The sequence below is a fragment of the Sphaerimonospora thailandensis genome (genome assembly GCF_016863115.1).
Taxonomy (GTDB): Bacteria; Actinomycetota; Actinomycetes; order Streptosporangiales; family Streptosporangiaceae; genus Sphaerimonospora; species Sphaerimonospora cavernae.
The window spans coordinates 52,122-77,903 of the sequence record NZ_BOOG01000016.1 but is presented as its reverse complement, the minus strand read 5'-3'; the positions used below and the strand labels follow the sequence as shown (position 1 = coordinate 77,903).

Annotated in this window: 21 protein-coding genes, 1 tRNA gene and 1 pseudogene; 4 read left to right on the top strand and 19 right to left on the bottom strand. The window is 67.3% G+C overall.

What is annotated here, in order from left to right; genetic code table 11:
- Positions 1–193: 193 nt before the first annotated feature.
- The 12 genes from Mth01_RS09325 to Mth01_RS09270 form a co-directional block, all read right to left on the bottom strand.
- Positions 194–4,069: a DNA-directed RNA polymerase subunit beta' gene (locus tag Mth01_RS09325; RefSeq protein WP_204014509.1), complete on the bottom strand. Its 3,876-nt coding sequence runs from the start codon at positions 4,067–4,069 to the stop codon at positions 194–196.
- A 23-nt stretch (positions 4,070–4,092) separates the two neighbouring features.
- Positions 4,093–7,557, bottom strand: coding sequence for a DNA-directed RNA polymerase subunit beta (gene rpoB, locus Mth01_RS09320; protein ID WP_204014507.1), 3,465 nt, complete (start codon positions 7,555–7,557; stop codon positions 4,093–4,095).
- Positions 7,558–7,987: 430 nt separating this feature from the next.
- Positions 7,988–8,512 carry a hypothetical protein gene (locus Mth01_RS09315; protein ID WP_204014504.1) on the bottom strand — a complete coding sequence of 175 codons (525 nt, stop codon included), beginning with the start codon at positions 8,510–8,512 and terminating at the stop codon, positions 7,988–7,990.
- Complete coding sequence (locus Mth01_RS09310) at positions 8,509–9,003, bottom strand: hypothetical protein (RefSeq protein WP_204014501.1); 495 nt, start codon at positions 9,001–9,003, stop codon at positions 8,509–8,511. The genes Mth01_RS09315 and Mth01_RS09310 overlap by 4 nt, the downstream gene beginning before the upstream one ends.
- 218 nt (positions 9,004–9,221) lie before the next feature.
- The gene (gene rplL, locus Mth01_RS09305; RefSeq protein WP_204014498.1) at positions 9,222–9,614 is read right to left on the bottom strand and encodes a 50S ribosomal protein L7/L12; all 393 of its coding nucleotides are present in this window, start codon (positions 9,612–9,614) and stop codon (positions 9,222–9,224) included.
- A gap of 80 nt (positions 9,615–9,694) precedes the next feature.
- On the bottom strand, positions 9,695–10,219 hold the full coding sequence (gene rplJ, locus Mth01_RS09300) for a 50S ribosomal protein L10 (protein WP_204014495.1): 525 nt from the start codon (positions 10,217–10,219) through the stop codon (positions 9,695–9,697).
- A gap of 221 nt (positions 10,220–10,440) precedes the next feature.
- On the bottom strand, positions 10,441–11,271 hold the full coding sequence (locus tag Mth01_RS09295; RefSeq protein ID WP_204014492.1) for a LolA-like protein: 831 nt from the start codon (positions 11,269–11,271) through the stop codon (positions 10,441–10,443).
- A 250-nt stretch (positions 11,272–11,521) separates the two neighbouring features.
- Complete coding sequence (rplA, locus tag Mth01_RS09290) at positions 11,522–12,235, bottom strand: 50S ribosomal protein L1 (RefSeq protein WP_204014482.1); 714 nt, start codon at positions 12,233–12,235, stop codon at positions 11,522–11,524.
- Positions 12,236–12,312: 77 nt separating this feature from the next.
- On the bottom strand, positions 12,313–12,744 hold the full coding sequence (gene rplK / locus Mth01_RS09285; protein ID WP_204014479.1) for a 50S ribosomal protein L11: 432 nt from the start codon (positions 12,742–12,744) through the stop codon (positions 12,313–12,315).
- Between the two features lie 79 nt (positions 12,745–12,823).
- Positions 12,824–13,588, bottom strand: a complete 765-nt coding sequence (gene nusG / locus Mth01_RS09280) for a transcription termination/antitermination protein NusG (protein ID WP_204014476.1) — start codon at positions 13,586–13,588, stop codon at positions 12,824–12,826.
- Positions 13,589–13,649: 61 nt separating this feature from the next.
- The gene (gene secE, locus Mth01_RS09275) at positions 13,650–13,910 is read right to left on the bottom strand and encodes a preprotein translocase subunit SecE (RefSeq protein ID WP_204014473.1); all 261 of its coding nucleotides are present in this window, start codon (positions 13,908–13,910) and stop codon (positions 13,650–13,652) included.
- A 77-nt stretch (positions 13,911–13,987) separates the two neighbouring features.
- Positions 13,988–14,060, bottom strand: a tRNA-Trp gene (locus Mth01_RS09270).
- A gap of 246 nt (positions 14,061–14,306) precedes the next feature.
- Between Mth01_RS09270 and Mth01_RS09265 the strand changes: the two genes are divergently transcribed.
- Complete coding sequence (locus tag Mth01_RS09265; RefSeq protein WP_204014471.1) at positions 14,307–15,512, top strand: pyridoxal phosphate-dependent aminotransferase; 1,206 nt, start codon at positions 14,307–14,309, stop codon at positions 15,510–15,512.
- Positions 15,513–15,633: 121 nt separating this feature from the next.
- The gene (locus Mth01_RS09260) at positions 15,634–16,653 is read left to right on the top strand and encodes an adenosine deaminase (protein ID WP_204014469.1); all 1,020 of its coding nucleotides are present in this window, start codon (positions 15,634–15,636) and stop codon (positions 16,651–16,653) included.
- Positions 16,654–16,670: 17 nt separating this feature from the next.
- Here Mth01_RS09260 and Mth01_RS29620 read toward each other — a convergent pair.
- Positions 16,671–16,760, bottom strand: a pseudogene (locus Mth01_RS29620) (sigma factor); the annotation flags it as partial.
- Between the two features lie 103 nt (positions 16,761–16,863).
- Between Mth01_RS29620 and Mth01_RS09250 the strand changes: the two are divergent.
- Together Mth01_RS09250 and Mth01_RS09245 are read left to right on the top strand one after the other, a co-directional pair.
- Complete coding sequence (locus Mth01_RS09250) at positions 16,864–17,595, top strand: class I SAM-dependent methyltransferase (protein ID WP_204014467.1); 732 nt, start codon at positions 16,864–16,866, stop codon at positions 17,593–17,595.
- A 157-nt stretch (positions 17,596–17,752) separates the two neighbouring features.
- Positions 17,753–19,630, top strand: coding sequence for an acyl-CoA dehydrogenase family protein (locus tag Mth01_RS09245; protein ID WP_204014465.1), 1,878 nt, complete (start codon positions 17,753–17,755; stop codon positions 19,628–19,630).
- Positions 19,631–19,717: 87 nt separating this feature from the next.
- Here Mth01_RS09245 and Mth01_RS09240 read toward each other — a convergent pair whose 3' ends face one another.
- The 6 genes from Mth01_RS09240 to Mth01_RS09215 all read right to left on the bottom strand — a co-directional run bounded on the left by Mth01_RS09240 (position 19,718) and on the right by Mth01_RS09215 (position 25,776).
- Positions 19,718–20,317 carry a Uma2 family endonuclease gene (locus Mth01_RS09240; RefSeq protein WP_204014463.1) on the bottom strand — a complete coding sequence of 200 codons (600 nt, stop codon included), beginning with the start codon at positions 20,315–20,317 and terminating at the stop codon, positions 19,718–19,720.
- A 105-nt stretch (positions 20,318–20,422) separates the two neighbouring features.
- Positions 20,423–21,568, bottom strand: a complete 1,146-nt coding sequence (locus tag Mth01_RS09235; protein ID WP_204014459.1) for an acetyl-CoA C-acetyltransferase — start codon at positions 21,566–21,568, stop codon at positions 20,423–20,425.
- A gap of 243 nt (positions 21,569–21,811) precedes the next feature.
- Positions 21,812–22,693, bottom strand: coding sequence for a hypothetical protein (locus Mth01_RS09230; protein WP_204014457.1), 882 nt, complete (start codon positions 22,691–22,693; stop codon positions 21,812–21,814).
- Between the two features lie 89 nt (positions 22,694–22,782).
- Entirely contained in the window at positions 22,783–23,742 is a 960-nt protein-coding gene (locus Mth01_RS09225; protein WP_204014455.1) for a class F sortase, read from the bottom strand.
- A gap of 8 nt (positions 23,743–23,750) precedes the next feature.
- Positions 23,751–24,671, bottom strand: coding sequence for a hypothetical protein (locus Mth01_RS09220; protein WP_204014453.1), 921 nt, complete (start codon positions 24,669–24,671; stop codon positions 23,751–23,753).
- 226 nt (positions 24,672–24,897) lie between these two features.
- On the bottom strand, positions 24,898–25,776 hold the full coding sequence (locus tag Mth01_RS09215) for a class F sortase (protein WP_204014451.1): 879 nt from the start codon (positions 25,774–25,776) through the stop codon (positions 24,898–24,900).
- Positions 25,777–25,782: the final 6 nt, after the last annotated feature.

The following is a 25,782-nucleotide window of genomic DNA, read 5'->3' as shown; positions in this document are numbered from 1 at the left end:
GCCGCTCGTCAAAACGAACGCGCCTGGATCGACGCTGTCCACGTTCCCTGTTCCGGCGGCCTGCTTCTACGCAGACCACACAAGGCCCTCGCTGAGTCTACCGGTACGAGCGGGGTCACCGTGCCGGGAAACGGGAAAACGCCCGGAGTGGCGAACCACTCCGGGCGTTTTCCCGTCGACCTGGGTCGTCTCGCTAGCGGCCGTACTGGCCGAAGTCGTACTCCTCTAGCGGAACGGCCTCGCCGCTGCCGGCGCCGAACGTGTAGTCCGCCGCGGAGCCGTCGTAGCCGCCCACGGTGTACATCGCCGCCTTCGCCTCCTCGGTCGGCTCCACCCGGATGTTGCGGTACTGCGGCATGCCCGTACCGGCCGGGATGAGCTTTCCGATGATGACGTTCTCCTTGAGACCGAGCAGCGAGTCCGACTTGGCGTGGATCGCCGCGTCGGTGAGCACCCGTGTCGTCTCCTGGAACGACGCCGCCGACAGCCACGACTCGGTGGCCAGCGACGCCTTCGTGATGCCCATGAGCACCGGACGACCGGCGGCGGGCTGGCCTCCCTCCGCCACGGTCTGGCGGTTCATGGCCTCGAAGCGCGGCCGCTCGACCAGTTCGCCGGGAAGCAGCTCGGTGTCGCCCGACTCGAGCACGTTGACCCGCTTGAGCATCTGCCGGACGATGACCTCGATGTGCTTGTCGTGGATCGACACACCCTGCGAGCGGTAGACCTGCTGGACCTCGTCGACCAGGTGGAGCTGGACGGCACGCGGACCGAGGATGCGCAGGACCTCGTTCGGGTTGCGGGCACCCGCGACGAGCAACTGGCCGACCTCGACGTGCTGCCCCTCGGAGACCAGCAGCCGGGACCGCATCGAGACCGGGTAGGCGATCTCGTCGGAGCCGTCGTCCGGAGTGATGACGAGCTTGCGCGTCTTGTCGGTCTCGTCGATCCGCACCCGGCCGGCGACCTCGCTGATCGGGGCGACACCCTTGGGGATGCGCGCCTCGAACAGCTCCTGGACTCGCGGCAGACCGTGGGTGATGTCCGCACCGGCCACACCACCGGTGTGGAAGGTACGCATGGTCAGCTGCGTGCCCGGCTCACCGATCGACTGGGCCGCGATGATGCCGACGGCCTCTCCGACGTCGACGAGCTTGCCGGTGGCCAGCGAACGGCCGTAGCACATCGCGCAGACACCGATCTTGGCCTCGCACACGAGCGTGCTGCGGGTCCTGACCTGCTCGACGCCGGCCGCGACGAGCGCGGTGACCACGGCGTCGTTGATGTCGGTGTCCCTCGAGGCGACGAGCTTGCCGTCCGCCTCGACGTCCTCGGCCAGGATCCGGCCATGCACGTTGCTCTCGGCGTTCTCGGCCTTGACCAGGCTGCCCTGGAAGTCTCGCTCGCCCACGCGCAGCGGGACGGCCCGGTCCGTGCCGCAGTCGATCTCCCGGACGATGACGTCCTGGGCGACGTCGACCAGACGACGGGTCAGGTAACCGGAGTCCGCGGTCCGCAGCGCGGTGTCCGCCAGACCCTTCCGCTGACCATGGGTGGAGATGAAGTACTCCAGCACCGACAGGCCCTCACGGAAGGAGGACTTGATCGGCCGCGGGATCGTCTCACCCTTGGTGTTGGACACCAGGCCGCGGATGCCGGCGATCTGCCGTACCTGCATCTTGTTACCGCGGGCACCGGAGTTGACCATCATCCAGACCGGGTTGGTGTCCGGGAACGCGTTGACCATGTCGGTCTCGACGTCCGCCGTCGCGTGGGTCCAGATCTCGATGAGCTCCTGACGGCGCTCCTCGTCGGTGATCAGACCACGGTCGTACTCGCGCTGGACCTTGTCGGCCCGCCTCTCGTACGAATCCATGATCTCCGCCTTGTTGGGCGGCGCCACGACGTCCTCGATCGAGATGGTGACACCGGCGCGGGTCGCCCAGTAGAACCCGGTGTCCTTGAGTGCGTCCAGCGCGTTGGCGACCTCGACCTTCCGGTACCGCTCGGCCAGCTCGTTGACGATGCCGGAAAGCTGCTTCTTGCCGACCTGGTAGTTCACGAAGGGGTAGTTGTCCGGCAGCGTCTGGTTGAACAGGCACCGGCCCAGCGTGGTCTCCAGCCGGAACGCCTGGCCGTTCTCCCAGCCCTCGGGCGCCTCCCAGCCCCGCGGCGGCGGAACGTCCTTCATCCGGATCTGGATCTTGGCCTGGACGTCCAACTCCCGGCGGTCGAACGCCATGAGCGCCTCGGCCACCGAGGTGAACACCCGGCCGGCCCCCTGCGCGTCCTCCTTCTCGGTGGTCAGCCAGTACAGCCCGATGACCATGTCCTGGGTGGGCATCGTCACCGGCTTGCCGTCCGCCGGCTTGAGGATGTTGTTGGTGGACAGCATCAGGATGCGAGCCTCGGCCTGGGCCTCGGCGGACAGCGGCAGGTGCACCGCCATCTGGTCGCCGTCGAAGTCCGCGTTGAACGCGGTGCAGACCAGCGGGTGGATCTGGATGGCCTTACCCTCGACGAGCTGCGGCTCGAACGCCTGGATGCCCAGGCGGTGCAGCGTGGGCGCGCGGTTGAGCAGCACCGGGTGCTCGGTGATGACCTCTTCCAGCACGTCCCACACGACCGGACGGGCCCGCTCGACCATGCGCTTGGCCGACTTGATGTTCTGCGCGTGGTTCAGGTCCACCAGGCGCTTCATCACGAACGGCTTGAACAGCTCCAGCGCCATCTGCTTGGGCAGGCCGCACTGGTGCAGCTTCAGCTGCGGGCCGACGACGATGACCGAACGGCCGGAGTAGTCGACTCGCTTGCCCAGCAGGTTCTGACGGAACCGGCCCTGCTTCCCCTTCAGCATGTCGCTGAGGGACTTCAGCGGACGGTTGCCGGGGCCTGTCACCGGACGGCCACGGCGGCCGTTGTCGAACAGCGCGTCGACGGCCTCCTGCAGCATCCGCTTCTCGTTGTTCACGATGATCTCGGGCGCGCCGAGGTCCAGCAGACGCTTGAGCCGGTTGTTCCGGTTGATGACCCGGCGGTAAAGGTCGTTCAGGTCGGAGGTCGCGAACCGGCCACCGTCGAGCTGCACCATCGGGCGCAGGTCCGGCGGGATGACCGGGATGCAGTCCAGCACCATGCCGCTGGGCGAGTTCCGCGTGTTGAGGAACGCCGCCACGACCTTGAGCCGCTTGAGCGCGCGGGCCTTCTTCTGGCCCTTGCCGCTGCGGATGGTCTCGCGCAGGTTCTCCGCCTCGGCCTCCAGGTCGAAGCTGCCCAGCCGCTCCTGGATCGCCTGGGCGCCCATGCCACCGCGGAAGTAGCGGCCGAATCGGTCGCGCATCTCGCGGTAGAGCAGCTCGTCGCCCTCGAGGTCCTGGACCTTGAGGTTCTTGAACCGGCTCCAGACCTCCTCCAGCCGGTCCAGCTCACGCTGGGCCCGGTCACGGAGCTGCCGCATCTCGCGGTCGGCGCCCTCCCGCACCTTGCGACGCTGGTCGCCCTTGGCGCCCGCGGCCTCCAGCTCGGCCAGGTCGGCCTCGAGCTTCTTCTGCCTGGCCTCGATATCGGCGTCGCGGCGCTGCTCGATGTGCTGCCGTTCGACGGAGATCTTGGCCTCCAGCGACGGCAGGTCGCGCTCACGCATTTCCTTGTCGACATGCGTGATCATGTAGGCCGCGAAGTAGATGACCTTCTCCAGGTCCTTCGGGGCCAGGTCGAGCAGGTAACCCAGGCGCGAAGGAACGCCCTTGAAGTACCAGATGTGAGTGACGGGAGCGGCCAGCTCGATGTGGCCCATCCGCTCGCGGCGCACCTTGGCACGGGTGACCTCGACGCCACAGCGCTCACAGATGATGCCCTTGAAGCGGACCCGCTTGTACTTACCGCAGTAGCACTCCCAGTCCCGGGTCGGACCGAAGATCTTCTCGCAGAAGAGCCCGTCCTTTTCCGGCTTGAGAGTCCGGTAGTTGATGGTCTCCGGCTTCTTCACCTCGCCGTGCGACCACTGGCGGATATCGTCGGCGGTCGCCAGACCGATGCGCAGCTCGTCGAAGAAGTTGACGTCCAGCACGTTGATGTCCCCTCGCTTTTAGATCAGACCTCTTCGACACTGCTCGGCTCGCGCCGGGACAGGTCGATGCCGAGTTCCTCCGCGGCACGGAAGACGTCCTCGTCCGTGTCCCTCATCTCGATCGACATACCGTCGCTGGAGAGGACCTCGACATTCAGACAGAGTGACTGCATCTCCTTGATAAGGACCTTGAAGGACTCGGGAATGCCCGCCTCGGGGATGTTCTCGCCCTTGACGATGGCCTCGTAGACCTTCACGCGGCCCAGCACGTCGTCGGACTTGATCGTGAGCAGTTCCTGAAGGGCGTACGCCGCGCCGTAGGCCTCAAGGGCCCATACCTCCATCTCACCGAAGCGCTGGCCGCCGAACTGGGCCTTACCGCCGAGCGGCTGCTGGGTGATCATCGAGTACGGACCGGTCGACCTGGCGTGGATCTTGTCGTCGACCAGGTGGAGCAGCTTCAGGATGTAGATGTAGCCCACCGAGATCGGGTGCGGGAACGGCTCGCCGGAGCGGCCGTCGTACAGCCGTGCCTTGCCGTTGGCGCCGACCAGACGCTGACCGTCCCGGTTGACCATCGTGTTCTCCAGGAGACCGACGATCTCCTGCTCGTGCGCGCCGTCGAACACCGGGGTCGCCACCTTGGTGTTCGGCGCGACCGTGGTCAGGTCCTTCTCGCGAAGGCGCTCGGCCCAGGCCTCCTCGATGCCGCTGACGTCCCATCCCCGGGCGGCGATCCAGCCCAGGTGTGTCTCCAACACCTGGCCCACGTTCATTCGCCCGGGGACGCCGAGCGGGTTGAGCACGATGTCGACCGGAGTGCCGTCCTCGAGGAACGGCATGTCCTCCACAGGGAGGATCTTGGAGATGACGCCCTTGTTGCCGTGGCGGCCGGCGAGCTTGTCACCGTCGGTGATCTTGCGCTTCTGCGCCACGTAGACGCGGACCAGCTCGTTCACGCCCGGGGGCAGTTCGTCGCCCTCCTCGCGGCTGAACACGCGGACGCCGATGACCTTGCCGGACTCGCCGTGCGGCACCTTGAGCGAGGTGTCGCGGACCTCACGCGCCTTCTCGCCGAAGATCGCCCGCAGCAGCCGCTCCTCCGGGGTCAACTCGGTCTCACCCTTGGGAGTGACCTTGCCGACCAGGATGTCACCGGTCACGACCTCGGCGCCGATGCGGATGATGCCGCGCTCGTCGAGGTCGGACAGGACCTCCTCGGAGACGTTCGGGATGTCCCGCGTGATCTCCTCCGGGCCCAGCTTGGTGTCACGGGCGTCGACCTCGTGCTCCTCGATGTGGATCGAGGAAAGGACGTCGTCCTGCACCAGGCGCTGGGACAGGATGATCGCGTCCTCGTAGTTGTGGCCCTCCCACGGCATGAACGCCACGAGCAGGTTCTTGCCGAGCGCCATCTCGCCGTTCTCGGTGCACGGGCCGTCGGCGACGACCTGACCGACCTCGACCCGGTCGCCCTCGGCGACGATCGGCTTCTGGTTGAAGCAGGTGCCCTGGTTCGAGCGCTTGAACTTGGCGACACGGTAGGTGATGCGTGTGCCGTCGTCGTTCATGACCGTGACGTAGTCGGCCGAGACCTCCTCCACCACGCCCGCCTTCTCGGCGGCGATGACGTCACCGGCGTCGGTGGCCGCGCGGTACTCCATGCCGGTGCCGACCAGCGGGGCCTCGCTCTTGAGCAGGGGCACCGACTGACGCTGCATGTTCGAGCCCATGAGCGCGCGGTTGGCGTCGTCGTGCTCGAGGAACGGGATCATGGCGGTCGCGACCGACACCATCTGGCGCGGCGAGACGTCCATGTAGTCCACCTCGGAGGGGTGCACCGCCTCGAACTCGCCGCCCTTGCGGCGGGCCAGCACCCGGGACTCGGCGAAACCGCCATCGGCGTTCAGGACCGTGTTGGCCTGGGCCACCACGTGCCTGTCCTCCACATCGGCGGTCAGGTAGTCGATCTCGTCGGTCACCCGGCCGTCGACGACCCGGCGGTACGGAGTCTCCACGAAGCCGAAGGAGTTGACCCGGCCGAAGGACGACAGCGAACCGATCAGCCCGATGTTCGGGCCTTCCGGCGTCTCGATGGGGCACATGCGCCCGTAGTGCGACGGGTGTACGTCGCGGACCTCGAAGCCGGCGCGCTCCCGGGACAGACCACCCGGGCCGAGGGCGGAAAGACGCCGCTTGTGCGTCAGCCCGGCCAGCGGGTTCGTCTGGTCCATGAACTGCGACAACTGCGACGTTCCGAAGAACTCCCTGATCGACGCGGTGACCGGGCGGACGTTGATCAGCGTCTGCGGGGTGATCGCCTCGACGTCCTGGGTGGTCATTCGCTCACGGACGACGCGCTCCATGCGGGCCAGGCCCAGGCGGACCTGGTTCTGGATGAGCTCGCCGACCGTGCGCAACCGCCGGTTGCCGAAGTGGTCGATGTCGTCGGTCTCGACGATGACCGAGCCGTTCTCGCCCATCGTCTCCTCGCCGGCGTGCAGCCGTACGAGGTATTCGATGGTCGAGACGATGTCGTCCTCGGTCAGCGTGCCCTGCGTGATCTCCGAGTCGACCCCGAGCTTCTTGTTGAGCTTGTAGCGGCCGACCTTCGCCAGGTCGTAGCGCTTGGGGTTGAAGTAGAGGTTCTGCAGCAGGGTCTGCGCGGACTCCTTGGTCGGCGGTTCGCCCGGACGCAGTTTGCGGTAGATGTCGAGCAGCGCGTCCTCTTCACCGGACGTGTGGTCCTTCTCCAGCGTTGCCCGCATCGACTCGTACTGACCGAAACGCTCCAGAATCCGGTCGTTCGTCCAGCCGAGTGCCTTGAGCAGCACCGTGACGGGCTGCTTACGCTTGCGGTCGATGCGCACGCCGACGCTGTCGCGCTTGTCGATCTCGAACTCGAGCCACGCGCCCCGAGACGGGATCACCTTGCAGCCGAACAGGTCCTTGTCAGAGGTCTTGTCGATCGTGCGGTCGAAATAGACCCCCGGCGAACGCACAAGCTGGGAGACCACGACACGCTCGGTGCCGTTGATGATGAACGTGCCCTTGGAGGTCATGAGCGGGAAGTCGCCCATGAACACCGTCTGGCTCTTGATCTCACCGGTCTCGTTATTGATGAACTCCGCCGTCACGAAGAGCGAGGCGGAGTAGGTCATGTCCTTGTCTTTGCACTCGTCCACAGAGTGCTTGGGCGGCTCGAACCGGTGGTCGCGGAACGACAAGGACATGTTTCCGGAGAAGTCCTCGATGGGACTGATCTCCTCGAAGATCTCTTCGAGACCTGATTGGGCGGGAACGTCCTTGCGCCCGGCCTGGCGAGCTGCCTCGACCCGGGCCTTCCATTTCTCATTGCCGACCAACCAGTCGAAGGACTCGGTCTGCAGGGCGAGAAGGTCGGGAACTTCGAGCGGCTCCTCGATACGTGCGAACGACACGGTACGGGGACCGACGGGTACGGCGGAGGCGTTGCGCGAGGCTGCCAACAGATGTCCTTCCGAGGGCTCGCGGACTGACTACACGCACGCCAGACGACCAGAATCAAGGAGTTTCGGAGTCACTCAGCGAAGCGGTCGTCAAAGGGCAGCGCAAAGGGGCAGTGTAGCCGATAGGCATACACCTGTCCACTCCGCTTTCGCTCTACGCTCCACGTTGCTGGCAGCATCACCCGTTAGCGGCGATACGTCAACCCCAAGAGCCGACATTTCGCCTAACTCACAGCCGCCACGCTGGGTGTTTCCCTTCGCAGGACTCGCGAGCGCCGGGGTTCCAGTCCCTACCCGAGAGCCCGTCCGGGTAACGCTCCGTCACGCGAAGGGTCCAACGCTGACCGTGGGTCGACGCTGCCGTGCCGTAGGTATCCCACCCGTATCCGCGCCCTAAACACGGCCTTTGCTAACAATTAAATAACGCGAACTACCGAACGGGTGCGTCGCCCAGCAGGGTGGACAGCCGAGCGACCCGCCAGTCGTCACCCTGCGTAACCAGGACAAGCCGGACCCTACCCTGGCTGATCTCCTGTCGGGGGCTCTCCTGCCCCGGTGGCGTACTGGTCGTGACCATGTTCACGAACACCAGCACGTGCACCTCGTCCGGGGTCGCCGACTCCACTCCCACCGCCGCCACCACTGCCTGCTGGACCGTCTTCCGCTGCCGGGCCTGTGGCCCCAGCGTCCCGGCGAGTTCACGGAAGTGAGCCACCAGGCTTCCGGTGGCACGACCGCTCGCCCTGGCTAAATCCCGATCAATCGTACGATAGTCGTACGACAACATCTCGGCGGCATATAACCGGGCAGCCGTGCGGGCCGACGCGGCCGACGCGGCACTCTCCTGCAGGCGGCGCAGGTCGAGGAAGATCCACAGGGCCGCGGCGGCCAACCCGACGGCCACGAGCGCCAGCAGGGCGGGCAGTACCCTGCTCCGCCCGCGCCTCCGGCTCACGGCACCAGTTCCGAGTCGGAGACCAGCCACCGGCCGGAGACCTCGGTGACCGTCATACGCCAACGGAAGAACCGCTCCTCAGGCGCCGACTTCTTGCCGTCCTCCCAATGGATCACCGCGTCGGCGACGATCAGGACCTGTGCCTTTCCCGCTTGGGCAGACTCCAGGGCGGACGCCCGGAGCACCCCGGTCTGCACGACTTTGTTCTTCAGGGTGGCGGCCCGTAACGCAGCACGGCCATCGGCGTACCGCTCGTGCTCCCGGCCCGTGGAGGTGACAAGTACCCGCTTCATGTCCTCATCGATGGTCCGGTGGTTCAGGGACAGCAGGCTCATCGCATGAGCCGCCGCCGCACGCACCGCCTCCTGTCGGGCCTCGGCCGCGTCCCGCGCCGCGCCCCGGCTCGCCCTGACCTGGAAGACCGTTCCCGACAGGAGCGCCACAAGGACGACGAGCCCGATGATCGGCACCCGCCGTCGCATGCCCGCCACCCCCTGCTCCCGATGGTCCCGATGGTCCCGATGGTCCCGCTGCTCCCCTGCCGGCCGCGCCAAGAGCGGTAGTTCCGAACATAGATCAGCCTGCGCGATCTGCCCACCGGTTCGACGCTCGTCGCACGACTTCCCCGCCGCGCGCCGCACTGACTGCGAACATGCGAAAGGGGCGGACCATCCGGCACCTGGATGGATCCGCCCCTTTCGGAAGAGCGTTACTTGACGGTGACCGTCGCGCCGGCGCCCTCGAGGGCCGCCTTCGCCTTCTCGGCCTGCTCCTTGTTGACCTTGCCATCGAAGACCGGCTTCGGAGCGCCGTCGACCAGGTCCTTCGCCTCCTTGAGGCCCAGGCTCGTCAGGGCGCGGATCTCCTTGATGACCTGGATCTTCTTGTCGCCGGCGGCCTCGAGGACAACCTCGAACTCGTCCTGCTCCTCCGCCTCCTCAGCGGCGGCAGCGGGGCCGGCCGGGCCGGCCGCGGCAACGGCGACGGGGGCAGCGGCCTTGACGTCGAAGGTCTCCTCGAAGACCTTCACGAACTCCGACAGCTCAAGGAGGGTCATCTCCTTGAAGGTCTCAAGCAGCTCGTCGGTGCTGAGCTTCGCCATGATGGTGTTCCTCTCGTGGATCTAGCGAAAAACGTGAAAAGGGACCGCGGTGCGCGCTTCCCCCGCCGCCTGCGCGGACCTTACTCGCCGGCCTCTTCGCGCTTGGCGCGCAGAGCCTCGGCCAGTCGAGCCATGTTGGTGGGCAGCGCGGCGAAGGTGGCGGCAGCCTGGGACTGCTTGGCCTTCAGCGCACCGGCCAGCTTCGCGAGGAGCACCTCACGGGACTCGAGGTCGGCAAGCTTCGTGATTTCGGCCGGGGTCATCGACTTGCCGTCGACGACACCTCCCTTGATCACCAGGAGGGGGTTGGCCTTGGCGAAATCACGCAGACCCTTGGCCGCCTCGACCACGTCGCCCTTCACGAAGGCGATGGCGGTCGGCCCCTGGAACAGGTCGTCCAGGACGCTGATCCCGGCGTGATTCGCCGCGATCTTGGTCAACGTGTTCTTCGCCACGGCGAACTTCGCATTCCCACCGAGCGAAACGCGCAGCTCCTTGAGCTGGGCGACGGTGAGACCGCGGTACTCGGTCAGAACGGCGGCGCTGGAGCTCTCGAACTCGCTCTTGAGTTCGGCGATCGCACCGCTCTTGTCTGCCTTCGCCATGGGCCTCCTTCCAGATGTGCCACCGGCGAAGGCCCACAAAAACGGACAAGCCCCGGCGCAGGCGCACGGGGCTTGGACTGACATGACACGTCCCAAGCTTCTACATACACCTACGCGGGCCACCCACTGAGTGGATCCTTCGGTCGCCAGGCTGTGAGCCCGGCGACGACCGGCGGTCTTCGGCAGAAGCCAGAATACGTGTCAATCCCTAGGACGCCAAATCAGCCGCCCACCGGGAGGTTCTGCGGAAGATCGCCCACCTGGTCGGCCGGCGGCGCCTTGATCTCGACGGGTTCGTTGAAAGCCTTGAAGATCATGGTGGCGGCGAACGCGCCCTCCTTCTGCTCCCCGCTGAGCTGCACCTTGCGGGGCAGCCCGTCGCCGTCGATCCAGGCGTCGAACTTCATGTCCTTCACCTCCGCCGGGAGCTGGCCCTTCATGTTCTTCTGGGCCTCCGCCGGCAGCTGCTTGATCGCCTCTTCGATCGGGAACGTTCCCGCGTAGTGCGTGGTGTCGACGCCCCCGACCTGCTCCGCACCGACCTCCTTGACGTCCTTGGACGCCGTGAGCATCGTGACGCTGGTCTTGAGGTCCATCTGCTTGGACTGTCCGAGGAGCTGGTCGACGTTGACTCCCGCGGAGGAGCCGATCTGCTTGAGGTCCACCTTGACCCACGGCTTGGTGGAGCCCGTGAGGGCCTTCAGCATGTCCATCTTCATGTACATCACATCGCCCAGGAGGATCACCCGCATGCCCCCGGGCAGGTCCTGGCCGGCGAACGAGACCTTGTCGAGGGTCGTGTCCGTGGCCAGCTCAGGGGTCTTCTGGTAGAGCATCGTCCCCTGAATGTTGCCCTTGCCCTGCGCACCTGCCGTGATGTCCATGACGAGGTCGGCAGAGTAGGAAGTGACCTCATCGGCCTTCTTCGCGCTCTGCGTGAGCACCGCGGCGGCCGAAAGCTTGGCATTCTCCAGCGTCGGCGTCGTGGTCGAGCCACATCCCGCGATCGTGATCGCGGCCGCCGCACAAGCGGCCACCAGAAGTCGGCGCATCGTTGCATCCCTTCTGTTCCCCGTTTACTTACCCTTGACCCTATTCGGCCGAGGAGCCGAACGCGGCGAACCGCGGAAATTCCCATGAAGTGTGCACACCCGCTGCACACTTCTCCGCCCGTACGGCACAGCTGGTCTCACGCGAATCACGCTGTTCAGTGGAAACAAGAAACCCTGAATGCAGGAAAGAACCCCCGCCCGGCGACGGGCAGGGGTTCTTCGGAATTTCGATCAGGCGACCAGGCCTCGATCAGGCCTCGATCTCGGCGGTCAGTCCCCGCGTCACGTTCGGGTCGACCGGGATGCCCGGACCCATGGACGTGCTGAAGCTGACCTTCTTGAGGTAGCGGCCCTTGGCGGCCGACGGCTTGAGACGCAGCACCTCGTCAAGGGCGGCGGCGTAGTTCTCCACGAGCTGACGCTCGCTGAAGGACGCCTTGCCGATGATGAAGTGCAGGTTCGCGTGCCGGTCGACGCGGAACTCGATCTTGCCGCCCTTGATGTCGGTGACGGCCTTGGCCACGTCGGGCGTGACCGTACCGGTCTTCGGGTTGGGCATGAGACCACGCGGGCCGAGCACGCGGCCCAGGCGGCCGACCTTGCCCATCAGGTCCGGGGTCGCCACGACCGCGTCGAAGTCGAGGCGGCCCTTGGACACCTCGTCGATGAGCTCGTCCGCACCCACGATGTCCGCGCCGGCGGCGCGGGCCTCCTCGGCACGGGCACCGGTCGCGAAGACCAGGACCCGGGCGGTCTTACCGGTGCCGTGCGGGAGGTTGACGGTGCCGCGGACCATCTGGTCCGCCTTGCGCGGGTCGACGCCCAGGCGCAGGGCGACCTCGACGGTGGCGTCGAACTTGGTGGTGGCCGTCTCCTTGGCCAGCCGGGCGCCCTCCAGCGGGCTGTACAGGTTCTCGCGGTCGACCTGGGCGGCCGCGTTCTTCCAGCTCTTGCTGCGCTTCACTTGATGCTCCTTGTGGAGTTCGTGGTCCGGGCCGGCGCAGGCCCTGCCACAGTGCTCGGTTGCTCGGCTCGCGAGGACTAGTCGGCGATCGTGACGCCCATGGAACGGGCGGTGCCGGCGATGATCTTCTCGGCGGCCTCGACGTCGTTGGCGTTGAGGTCCTTCATCTTCGTCTCGGCGATCTGGCGGAGCTGCTCGCGGGTCAGCTTGCCCACCTTCTCCTTGTGCGGGCTCGGGCTGCCCTTCTGCAGGCCGGCCGCCTTCTTGATCAGCTCAGGCGCCGGAGGCGTCTTCGTGATGAAGGTGAAGGTGCGGTCTTCGAAGATGGTGATTTCGACGGGGATGATGTTGCCCCGCTGAGATTCCGTGGCAGCGTTGTACTGCTTGACGAAATCCATGATGTTGACACCGTGCGGACCGAGCGCGGTACCGACCGGCGGCGCGGGCGTGGCCTGTCCAGCGGGAAGCTGGACCTTCACCAGCGCCGCGACTTTCTTCTTAGGAGGCATTTGTCCTTCTCCGGGTCCTTGGTCCTACAGAATCCTCGCGCATGCGCGCGAGGACGACTATCGAGTCTAAGTCAGACGGTCAGATCTTCGAGACCTGGTTGAACGACAGCTCCACCGGCGTCTCCCGCCCGAAGATCGACACGAGCACCTTGAGCTTCTGCGACTCGGCGCTGATCTCGCTGACGGTGGCCGGGAGCGTGGCGAACGGCCCGTCCATCACGGTGACCGACTCGCCGACCTCGAAGTCGACGGTCGCGGTGACCGTCTTGGTCGTCGTCTTCTTGACTTCCTCGGAAGGCTCCGGTGCGAGCAGCTTGGCGACCTCGTCGAGGTTCAGCGGGCTCGGCTTGTTCGAGAGGCCGACGAAACCGGTCACACCGGGCGTGTTCCGTACAGCGGCCCAGGACTCGTCGCTCAGTTCCATGCGGACCAGCACGTAGCCGGGAAGCACCCGCTCCTTGATCGGGGTCTTCTTGCCGCCCTTGAACTCGGTGATCGTGTGAGTCGGCACCTCGACCTGGAAGATGAACTCCTCCATGTTGAGATTGCCGATCCGGCTCTCGATGTTCTGCTTCACACGGTTCTCGTAGCCGGCGTAGGAGTGGATCACGTACCACTCGCCGATCTGCCCGCGAAGCTGACGCTTGAACTCTTCAACCGGGTCGACGTCCGGGACGATGTCGCCGTCCTCGTCGACTTCCGGCGCGGCCGAGGTCGAGTCGGCGTCGTCGCCGACGGCGTCTGAGTCGACGGCCGCGGTGTCGCCAACCTCCGCTACGGCCTCGTCCTGCTCGATCTCCCACTCGTCGCGGGAGTGGTCGGCCGACATCGGGGACTCGGACACGGGACTCTTCCTTCTTCGTTCGGTGTCTTGACGCGCTGGGACGTCTCGGATCGAATCCGGATCAGGATCCGCTGCCGAAGAGCCAGAGCACAGCCTTACCCAGCAGGGTGTCGAACCCGAACACAAGGCCAACCATGATCAGCACAAAGACCAGGACCACAGCCGTGTACGAGACCAGCTCGTTTCGCCGTGGCCAGATGACTTTGCGCAGCTCAGCGGCGACCTGCCGATAGAAGAGGGCGGGAGAGGTGCGCTTGGTCTTCTTCTCACCGGTCGACTTGCCTGGCTTTCCAGCGGTCTCGCCGCGGGTGTCGATCGCCACAGTCCTCACCTGATCCGTCGTGTCCGTCGCAGCTTGCGGCGCGCTTTTCACGCCATTGTTGCGCGGACCGCACTCCGCAGGGCACGAGGGACTCGAACCCCCAACCGCCGGTTTTGGAGACCGGTGCGCTACCAATTGCGCCAGTGCCCTAGGCCGTGCACCACGATACCCGAGAAACGCTCTGATGCGTCCGCACGTTCCCCGCGTGGCCCACTAGACGGTGAAGTGTACGGGGGAATGGCGGCTACGTCGAACCGACGTTGTCCACACCGACCGCGTCCCAGCTCACAGCGTTGCCCGGAGATCGCCTCCGTGCCCCTCGACCGTACCGCAGCACGGCCTCCCAGGGCCGGATATCGCGGGGAAACCACACAGGCGATCTGGAACGATGGAGGCATGACCCGACCTCGCATCTCCGCGCGTATCTCCGCGATCTCCGAGTCCGCGACGCTGGCCGTGGACAGCAAGGCCAAGGCGATGAAGGCCGCCGGTCGCCCGGTCATCGGCTTCGGCGCCGGCGAGCCCGACTTCCCCACACCCGACTACATCGTCGAGGCGGCCGTCGAGGCGTGCAGGAACCCCAGATTCCACAAGTACACGCCCGCCGGGGGCCTGCCCGAGCTCAAGCAGGCGATCGCCGACAAGACGCTGCGCGACAGCGGGTTCCAGGTCGACGCCGCCCAGGTGCTCGTGACCAACGGTGGCAAGCAGGCGGTCTACGAGGCGTTCGCCACGCTGCTCGACCCGGGCGACGAGGTCCTGGTGGTCGCTCCGTACTGGACGACCTACCCCGAGGCGATCAAGCTGGCGGGCGGTGTCCAGGTCGACGTCGTGACCGACGAGACGACCGGCTACCTCGCCTCGGTCGAGCAGCTCGATGAGAAGCTGACCGAGCGCACCAAGGTGCTGCTCTTCGTCTCCCCCTCCAACCCGACCGGCGCCGTCTACACCCCCGAGCAGGTGGCGGAGATCGGCCGCTGGGCGCTCGACAAGGGCCTGTGGATCGTCACCGACGAGATCTACGAGCACCTCGTGTACGGCGACGCCGCGTTTTCCAGCGTGGCCACCGCCGTACCCGAGTTGCGGGACCGCGTCGTCGTGCTGAACGGCGTGGCGAAGACCTATGCGATGACCGGGTGGCGGGTGGGCTGGCTCATCGGCCCCGCCGACGTCGTGAAGGCGGCGACCAACCTGCAGTCGCACGCGACGTCCAACGTCTCGAACGTCGCGCAGGCCGCCGCCCTCGCCGCCGTCTCCGGTGACCTGTCGGCCGTCTCCGCCATGCGCGCGGCCTTCGACCGCCGCCGCCAGACCATGGTCAGGATGCTCAACGAGATCCCCGGCGTGGTCTGCCCCGAGCCGCTGGGCGCGTTCTACGCCTACCCCTCGGTGAAGGCGCTGCTCGGCAAGGAGATCCGCGGCAGGCGGCCGCGGTCGTCGGCCGAGTTGGCTGAGATCATCCTCGAGGAGGCCGAGGTCGCGCTGGTCCCCGGCGAGGCGTTCGGCACTCCTGGTTATTTCCGGCTCTCGTACGCACTGGGCGATGACGACCTGGTCGAGGGCGTCAGCCGTCTGGCCAAGTTCCTCGACGAAGCACACTAGCTCTGCCGGCGAAGGCCCGGATGGCGACATCCGGGCCTTTTCGCATGTCCTAGCCGGCCGAGATGGCCGCCGAGTCCAGGAGCGCAGCACGCGCGCTCGGGGGATGCGGCACCATATGAAAATGGCACGTCCACTCGACACGCTGCCCAAGGCACATCTGCACCTGCACTTCACCGGCTCGATGCGGCACACGACGCTGATCGAGCTGGCCCGGGAGCGGGGCGTCCATCTGCCCGACGCGCTCGTCCAGGACTGGCCGCCCAGGTTGCGGGCGACCGACGAGCGGGGCTGGTTCCGGTTCCAGCGGCTCTACGACATCGCACGGTCGGTGCTGCGGCGGCCGGAGGACGTCCGGCGGCTGCTGCACGAGGCGGCGGCGGACGAGGCGCGTGAGGGTTCCCGCTGGCTGGAGATCCAGGTGGACCCCTCGGGGTACGCCCAGCGGTTCGGCGGGCTGACATCGACGCTCGAGCTCGTCCTCGACGCGGCCGAGCAGGCGGCGCGGGCCGCGGGCATCGGCATGGCCGTGGTCGTGGCGGCCAACCGCACCCGCCATCCCCTCGACGCGCGGACGCTCGCCCGGCTGGCCGCGCAGTACGCCGGGAAGGGGGTCGTGGGCTTCGGCCTGTCCAACGACGAACGGCGCGGACGTGCCAGGGACTTCGACCACGCCTTCCGGATCGCCAAGCGGGCCGGGCTGCTCGCCGTACCGCACGGAGGTGAGCTGCTGGGCGCGGCCAGCGTCGAGGAGTGCGTCGACGATCTGGACGCCGACCGGCTGGGCCATGGCATCCGCGCGGCCGAGTCTCAGCGGCTCATGGAGCGGCTGGCCGACCGGCAGATCACCTGCGAGGTGTGCCCGCTGTCCAACGTGGGGCTCGGTGTGGCGGAGCAGCCCGAGGACGTACCGCTGCGACGGCTGTTCGACGCGGGTGTCCCGATCGCGCTCGGCGCCGACGACCCGCTGCTGTTCGGCGCCCGGCTGCTGCCGCAGTACCAGCTCGCCCGGGACGTGTACGGCTTCACCGACGCGGAGATCGCGGAGATGGCCAGGCAGTCGATCAGGTCGTCGGCGGCGCCGGAGACGGTGAAGAAGGAGATCATCACCGAGATCGACACCTGGCTGACCACCCCGGAGTGATCCCCCCACGGTTTGAAAGCCGCGTCGCGACGGAAGCTTCCCAGGTGTCGGAACGCCTTGACGAAGGTTTCCTGAACGACGTCCTCGGCCTCGTCACCCGATCCCAGGAGGCTTTGGGGTAGGGCATCGGGTGAAGGCCACCGAAGGCGACACCCCGGAATCCGGTGACCACTACACTTTCGACGTCCGTCAGCGCGTAAAGAGGATCTTATGTCTGGGTATGACCGTGTAGTCCAGCCCGCGGCCGGAGACGATGCTCTGGAGAACCACCTCGGTGGCGATGAGGCGAAGAACTACCGGCAGTACGAGTTCGACATGGTCGCCCCGCACGTCGGACGCTCAATGCTCGAGATCGGGTCCGGTCTGGGGCATTTCGCCGAACAGTTCCTCCCGCGTCTCGATCGGCTGGTCGTGAGCGATTTCGATCCGTACTGTGTCGAGCAGCTCGAGAAGCGGTTCGCTCATCGCGACGACGTCTCCGTGCTCCAGTTCGGGCTGCCGGCCGAGATCCCCCTGGCCGATCCGGTGGACACGGTCGTGATGATGAATGTCCTGGAGCACATCGAAGAGGACGCCGAGGCCCTGCGATCCCTCGCCAGGGTGACCGCGCCGGGCGGACGTATCATCATCTGGGTTCCCGGATACATGCAGCTTTATGGGGATTTTGACCGCAAGGTTGGGCATGTCAGGCGGTACACCCCCGCCACGCTCCGCGCCGCGGTCACGGCCGCGGGGCTGGGCGTCGACGTGCTCAAGCCGATCAACTTCCTGGGCGGCATCGCGTGGTGGGCCGCGGTACGGCGAGGCGGCGTCGGCTATCCCGATCCGCGACTCGTCAAGGTCTACGACCGGACCGTCGTGCCGATGACGCGGTTCATCGAGCGCATCATCCGGCCGCCCTTCGGCCAGACCGTCTTCTGCGTGGCACGCGTCCCTCAATAGGCACAATCCCCAATAAACGCAGTCCACGCGGTTGGTATCGGGCGAGCATTCACATCGACAGCGCTTATCAGGCTACTGGTGGGTAGGTATCCCGTTATGGGACGCGTCCCGCGGATCCCGGGACGCGGCGGGAGGTCCACTGCCTGAGGAGGCCGCGATGACCACCGACTACGCCACCGCACGAGAAGTCGCCGAGCAGGCACGTGAGACGGAATGGACCCGGCCGAGCTTCGGCAGGCAACTGTTCCTCGGGGACTTCCGGCTCGACCTCGTGCACCCCGCGCCGAAACTGCCGGAAGAAGAGATCAAAAAGGGGGACGCCTTCCTGCGGACGCTGCGACGGTTTCTGCAGGAAAAGGTCGATCCGCCGCAGATCGAGCGCACGGCCGTCATCCCCGACGAGGTGGTCAAGGGCCTGGCCTCGATCGGCGCGTTCGGGATGACCATCGAGGAGGAGTACGGCGGGCTCGGCCTGGCCCACCTCTACTACTGCCGGGCTCTGCAGCTCACCGCGTCATACTGCCCGGCGCTGAGCGCGCTGCTGTCGGCGCACCAGTCCATCGGGGTTCCCCAGCCGCTGCGGCTGTTCGGTACGCCTGAGCAGAAGGAGCGTTTCCTCCCCCGGTGCGCGAGTGGGGAAATTTCCGCGTTTCTCCTGACCGAGCCCGATGTGGGGTCCGACCCCGCGCGACTGGCCACGACCGCGGTCCGCGACGGGGACTCGTACGTCATCGACGGCGTCAAGCTGTGGACCACCAACGGCGTCGTGGCCGACCTGCTGGTGGTGATGGCCCGCACCGGCGCCAGGATCTCGGCGTTCGTGGTGGAGGCCGACAGCCCCGGGATCACGGTCGAGCGCCGCAACTCGTTCATGGGCCTGCGCGGCATCGAGAACGGCGTCACCCGCTTCCATCAGGTCCGTGTCCCGGCGGAGAACCTCATCGGCCGCGAGGGCCAGGGCCTGAAGATCGCCCTGACCACGCTGAACACCGGGCGCCTCTCACTGCCCGCCACCTGCGCGGGCGCCGCCAAGTGGGCCACCAAGATCGCCCGCGAGTGGTGCGGGGAACGGGTCCAGTGGGGGCGCCGCCTCGGCGAGCACGAGGCGGTGGCTCGCAAGATCGCCTTCATCGCCGGCACGGCCTACGCCCTCGAAGCCGTCGTCAACCTCGTCAGCCGCCTCGCCGACGACGAGCGCAACGACATTCGCATCGAGGCGGCCCTGGCGAAGCTGTACGGATCGGAGCTGGCCTGGCAGGCCACCGACGAGCTCGTCCAGATCAGGGGCGGGCGCGGCTACGAGACGGCCGAGTCCCTGCGCGCTCGCGGTGAGCGCGGCGTGCCCGCCGAGCAGATGCTGCGCGACCTGCGGATCAACCGCATCTTCGAGGGCTCGACCGAGATCATGCATCTGCTCATCGCCCGCGAGGCCGTGGACGCCCACCTGTCGGTCGCCGGGGAACTCATCAACCCGAAGGCCGATCTCAAGGCGAAGGGGCGGGCGGCCGCCAAAGCGGGCGGCTTCTACGCCAGATGGCTGCCGAGCCTGGTCGCCGGGGCAGGGCAGTTGCCGAATTCCTACGCCGAGTTCGGCGCGCTCGCCCATCACCTGCGCTACGTCGAGCGCACCAGCCGCAGGCTCGCCAGGTCCACGTTTTACGGCATGTCACGCTGGCAGGGACGGCTGGAGCACAAGCAGGGCTTCCTCTCCCGGATCGTGGACATCGGCGCCGAGTTGTTCGCCATGACCGCCGTGTGCGTCCAGGCCCAGGAGGACGCCGTCGAGTACGGGCGCAGGCCGTACGAACTGGCCGACACCTTCTGTCATCAGGCGCGCCTGCGTGCCGAGGCGCTGTTCGACCGGCTGTGGGAGAACACCGACTCCCGTGACGTACGGCTGGCCCGCCTGGTCCTCGACGGCCGGTACGCGTTCCTGGAGGAGGGCGTCCTCGACCCCTCACTGGACGGTCCCTGGATCGCCCAGTCGCGACCCGGGCCGTCGGATTTCGAGGACGTGCATCGGCACGTCAGGTAGTTCGATCGATCCCTGGCCTGTCCGGGCCTCTTGTCGATCGAGAGAGGCCCGGACCGGCCGTTCCCGCCAGGGGCCGAGGAGCCGACCTCAGACCGAGACGAGCACCGCCGGATCGATCGTGAGCTCGACCGGAGCGCGGACCTCCAGCAGGTCCCCGGCGAAGACTCGCTCGGCCCGCCGATAGACGCCATGACCGGGCACCAGCGTCCAGACCGTGATGTTCGGCTTAGGCTCCAGGTCCACCACCCAGTACTGGCCGATCCCCGCTGCGGCGTACTCGCTGGGCTTCTCGTATCTGTCGGTGCGCTCGCTGCCGCTCTCTCGGGATACGACCTCGACCACAAGGAGCAGGTCCGCTCCCTGATAGGCCCGATCGTCTCGCTCGATGGCCCGCCGAGCCGCCTTGCCGTCGATCACCGCGACATCGGGCACGCGTATCCCGGTGGACGTGAACACGTCGACAGGACCATTCACGTAGAGATCCGCGCCGGCTCGTGTGACCGCCGCTTCCAGCTGCATCCGCAGGTTCCGAACCGCGTGGTCGTGGCGAATGCTGGGCCAGGGCGACATGACGATCCATCCGTTGACGAGCTCATACCGAGCATCCCTGGGCATTCGATCCAGGTCGGCGATCATGTACGGTCCGTGATTATAGGAGTGCTCACGATCGTCGTAAGCGACGCTCATCCCGCCTCCTTCACCCGGATTCCACGAGTCACGGTTCAGCGTAACCCAGCGGAGCCCGGGGCGAAGGGCACCCCGGCGCGGGGTGCCCTCGGAGCCGTACGGAGATCAGAGTCGTTCGATGATCGTGACGTTGGCCTGGCCGCCGCCCTCGCACATGGTCTGCAGGCCGTACCGCCCGCCGGTGCGCTCCAGCTCGTGCAGCAGCTTGGTCATCAGGATCGCGCCCGTGCCCCCGAGGGGGTGGCCCAGGGCGATCGCGCCGCCGTTCGGGTTGGTCTTCGCGGGGTCGGCGCCGATCTCGCGCAGCCAGGCGAGCGGCACCGGCGCGAACGCCTCGTTGATCTCGATGACGTCGATGTCCTCGATGCCGAGACCGGCCCGCTCCAGCGCCCTGCGCGTCGCAGGAATGGGCGCGGTCAGCATGTAGACGGGATCGCCTCCGACGAGCGACAACGTGACGATCCGGGCGCGTGGCGTCAGGCCGTGCTCGCGTACCGCCCGCTCGGAGGCGACGAGCACCGCGCCCGAGCCGTCCGAGATCTGCGACGAGGTGGCCGCCGTGATCCGCCCGCCCTCACGCAGGGTCTTGAGGGCGGCCATCTTCTCCAGCGTGGTGTCCGGCCGGGGACCCTCGTCGTCCTCTACGCCGCCCACCGGCGCGATCTGGTCCCTGAAGTAGCCGTTGGCGACGGCCTTGGCGGCCCGCTGGTGGCTCTCGTAGGCGTAGCGCTCCAACTCGTCGCGCCGCAGATCCCACTTCTCGCACATCAGCTCCGCACCGCGAAACTGGGAGATCTCCTGGTTGCCGTACCGCTCGACCCACTTCTCGCCGAACGGGAAGGGCATGCCCTTCTCCAGCGCGGCCGTGATGCTCGACCCCATGGGGACGATGGACATCGACTCGACGCCGGCGGCCACCACCAGGTCCTGCGTGCCGGACATCACGCCCTGGGCGGCGAAGTGGACGGCCTGCTGCGAGGACCCGCACTGCCGGTCGATCGTGACGCCCGCCACGCTCTCCGGGAGGCCCGCGCTGAGCCAGGCGTTGCGTGCGATGTCCATCGACTGCGGGCCGAACTGCATGACACAGCCCATGATCACGTCATCGACCGCAGCGGGATCCACGCCGGTGCGTTCGACGAGGGCCGCGAGAGTGTGCGCGGCCAGGTCGGTCGGGTGGACCGTGGACAGCCCGCCCTTCTTCTTGCCGACGGGGCTGCGGACCGCGCCGACGATGTACGCCTCTGCCACAGAAGTCCTCCAAAGCAACCGAGCAATGTTCGGTTACTTGAGAGGCTACATCAGAACGCTTGTCCGGCACATGGACCACACCCCGATGATCCAATGCAAGATCATAGGCGACATAATGCGAGGTCAGGAGGTATGCGTGCGAGTTTCTGCAAGAACATTGCAGGAGTTTGCGCAGGTCAGGGGGCATGTCTGACAGTTTTTGCAAGATCACAATCTGGGGGTGGGGGGATCACCGCCGGAAGTTCAGGTGTGGCGGCCGGGGAGGATGTCCGCCGGCTCGACGAGTTGGAAACCGCCCTCGTCGGCGGCGATGCCCCGCAGCCGCTGCGCCAGTGCCAGCGCCACCTCCGCTCGGGTCGCCAACGCCTGTTCGTCGGCTGGAATCCCGCCTTGGACCTCACCGTCGTCCCGTGTTTCGGCGTCGGACCCATCGTCCACGGCGCCCGTGGGCTCGTTCGCGTCCGGGGAAGCGAGCGGGGAGATCTTCGCGATCACGATCTCGGTGAGGTACGGCCAGCGGACCCGGGCGGCCGGGGGGATCCCACGGCCTTCCTCGATGGTGACAACCGTGTCGGCTCCCACGTAGACGTCCGTGATCGCACCCTGCCCCATCGGCACGCGGACGATGCCGTCGACCAGCTCGCCGTCCGGCCACCGGTCGACGTCCAGCGACTCGACCGGGCTGACGAGCTCGCGGAGGATCTCGATGGTCTCCTCGGGTGAGGGCGCGGCGGGCAGGTAGACGACGGGGTCGCGCCGCTCGCTCTCTGTCGGATCGGTCGGCTCCCCCTGGCACAGGGACCAGCCGCCCAGGCGGAACGCGATGCCCTCGGCGAGGCTCTTGTCGAAGAAGTCCACCGGCAGCGGCCCCTCCGCGGTGACCCGGCATGCCCAGAGGCGCTCCTCGCCCTGCAGGCCGAGCTTGGCCAGGATCGCGCCGGTCAACTCGATGGCCGCGAGAATCCGGGAACTGCCCGCGAGGATGTCGTCGCCGTCGAAGACCGCCTCGGGGTCGGCGAGTCGCGCGATGGCCAGCAGCGCCTTCGGGTCCGGCCGGGTGGACAGCAGCACCGTCGGTCCGGTGCGCAGCCGGCCGGGCAGCAGGAGATCGGAGAACCAGCCCACAGCCCCTCCTCTTGATCGCTTGTTGAGACGATAGCCTCACCCGGCGCGATACACGAGCCGTTCCGCGGACCTGCGCGCACTCACGACGTTCAGGAGTCCGCCTTGGCGAGCCGGGTTCCGGTCATGACGGCATAAACGATGACATTGTCGACGTAATGGCCGGTCGCATGGCTGTACGTGCCCCCGCAGGTGATCAGCCGGAGCTCCGCGTTCTTGGCATCGCCGTACACCCGGCTGGTCGGGAACGTCTGCTTGGCCGCCTGCTCGATGCCGCCCACGGTGAAGACCGCGATGGTGCCGTCCATGCGAACGACCTCGATCTGGTCGCCGTACTGCATCTCGTGCAGCCTGCTGAAGACCGCGCCGCGGGTCCGGGTGTCCTTGTGGCCGAGCATGATGGCCGGACCGACCTCGCCCGGCGTCGGGCCGCCCCGATACCAGCCGACGAGGTTGTGATTGTTGATCGGCGGAGTTTCGATGGCGCCGGACTTGTCTGTACCGACCGATCTGATCGGCGCGTTGACGCCCAGCTTGGGAATGATCAGCCGCTTGGGCGAGGAGGGCTGCATCGGCGGAGCCGCGGGCAGGGACGGGAGCGGCGGAGGTGCGGTCGGATCGGCCTGCGTCAGTGGGTTCCCGGGGCCCCCGGGGCCGACGGTGGCCGCCATCTGGTTCACGCCGCCCGGCCGTTGCAGCGACGTACGGTCCGGCGTGGTGTACTGGTCCGGCGACATGATCATGAATCCGGCCCCGATGAGAACGATCACCAGGCCCACGACGGCGGCCAGGATGAGCACACCCCTGATCGCCTGGGTGCCGATCCCCTCCACGCCGCTCCCGGCCCGCGCCTCGGCATCCTGCCGAGTCTGCGGCTGGACCTGCTGGTGCAACACGACCGGCTGGAAGATCGGCTGACCGTACACCGGCTGGGGATAACCCTGCGGCACGAAAGCACCGGGAACGCCCTGGGCGCCGGCGTCCCCTGTGTGCGGCCCGAACGGCCCGCCGGACCCATCCGGCGGATAGCGCCCAGGCGGTGGCGTGCCCATGGGCTGCCCTACTGCCGTACGGCCCGGCGGCGGGTGCGCAGCACGAGTCCTCCGGCGGCCGCCGCCAGCATCAGTCCCGCCCCGGTGAGGATGAGGACCCTCGCGTCCGGGCCGGCCTCACCACCCCCGCCCGTGGACACGCCGCCGTCGGGCGTATTCACCTGGCCCTTCTTCTTCGGCTTCGGTGACGCGCCGAGTGTCACCGTCTCGTACACGGTTTTCGTGTGCCGGGGTGTCGGGGTCGCGCTCGGTGTGGCGCTCGGAGATGGGCTGGGCGACGGGCTGGACGAACTCGACGCGGCGGGCGTGACGGTGACGGAGGCCTCCGCCGGGGCGATGTTCGCCCCCGCGGTCCCGATCGTGCAGATGTACATGACACCACCACCGCCGCCGGCGGCAGCCGAAACGACCTGAAGCGTGAACTTCTCGGCCTTCGCGACGAGCGTCCCGGCCACCGTGGGCGTCACCGTCGCGCTGATCGTCGGAAACGGGAGGGGAGCACCGGCGACGATCTTCGTCGGGGGCGTGTAGGTGCTGGTGGCCGTGACCGTGGCCGTCACGTTGGCCGCGGGGCCCGTGATGACGAGTTCACCGATCATGACGATGCGATCGGTGGTGGGAATCTCGGCAACGGCCTTGATTTGTTTGTTCGTATCGTTTGACTGGGAGTTCGACCACGACAGCGTGACCGCCTGGGAGGGTGTCGCGCTCGCGGGGCCGCCCAGCGTGACCGACAGATCGGGCGAGGGCGGGACCTCCATCGACGGCGTGGGGACGCATACGTACGACACGGTCTTGGGAGCCGGCGCCAGCGCGCCCAGGGCGGGCAGCCCGAAGAAGATGATGCCGGCGCCGACCGCTCCGGCCAGGGCCGCCTTCCTGACGACAGGACCCCGCGCCCCTGACCTCAACACTGGCTTGTCTCCCATCCCAAATCACCCCAATAACCGGCGCACCAGGATCTCAGGATTCGGACTCTCTTGGAGAGAGAATCCTCAATCGGGCACGCGCAGGACCCGCGCCGGGGCCCGCACAAGTCGTAAAATTGTCACGATCTCCCCACAGGAGGGTAATCTACCAGTCAACTTCCCTCCGGCCTGATCTTGTCCAGCGTTCGTGGCGATGGTGCTCGGAAAGACCTCTCGAACCGCGGGGTCACTTCTTGCCGCGGGTCGAGGTCAGCGTGGCGTACACGATGATGTTGTCGGTGTAGTGATGCGCCTTGGCGTTGAACACTCCGCCACACGTGACCAGGCGGAGTGACGCCGTGGCGGTGTTGCTGTACACCCGCTTGGTCGGAAATTTCAGCTTGCTGACCTGTTCGACCCCGTCCACGGTGAAAATGGCGGTTTTGCCGTCCGCGCGGTATACGGCGATCTTGTTGCCGCGCTTGATCTCGCGCAGCCGGCTGAACACCGCGGCGCCTTGTCGCGTGTTCACGTGACCGAGGATGACCGCCGGCCCCTGGTCGCCGGGGGCGGGCCCGAAACGGTACCAACCGGTGAGGTTGGGCTTGCTCAGCGGCGGAGCCTCGATCTCACCCTTCTTGTCCACGCCGATCGAACCGATCGGGGCGGACACCCCGATCGACGGGATCCTGATCCTGGTCGGCCTGCCCTTCGCCCTCTTGAGCGCGGACAGCCGCGACGTCGCCGCCGAGGCCGTCTTCGGGGTCAGCGTGAGCGGAGGAAACGGCTGAAGCGCGGGATCCGGCGGGGGCGCCGCCGGGTCGGCCGCGGTCAGCGGCGCGTCCGGCCCACCAGGTCCGACGGTCGCCGGAAGATATGCGATGTTGCCCGCGCCCTGGATGTCCACCCGACCGCCGGGCGACTCCGGCTCAGCCGGGGACAGCACGGCCAGCATCCCGATCATGACCGCGATGATCCCGCCGAAGGAGCCGACCACCAGCAGCGCCGCGAGGACGGGCTGCGGCAGCGCCCTGCGCGTCGGCTTGGCGGCTTCCGCGACCGGAGCACCTTCAGCGGGTACGGAGCTCTCCCCCGCGGCGGGGGCGCCGTCTGGAGTGGACGTCATCGTCGC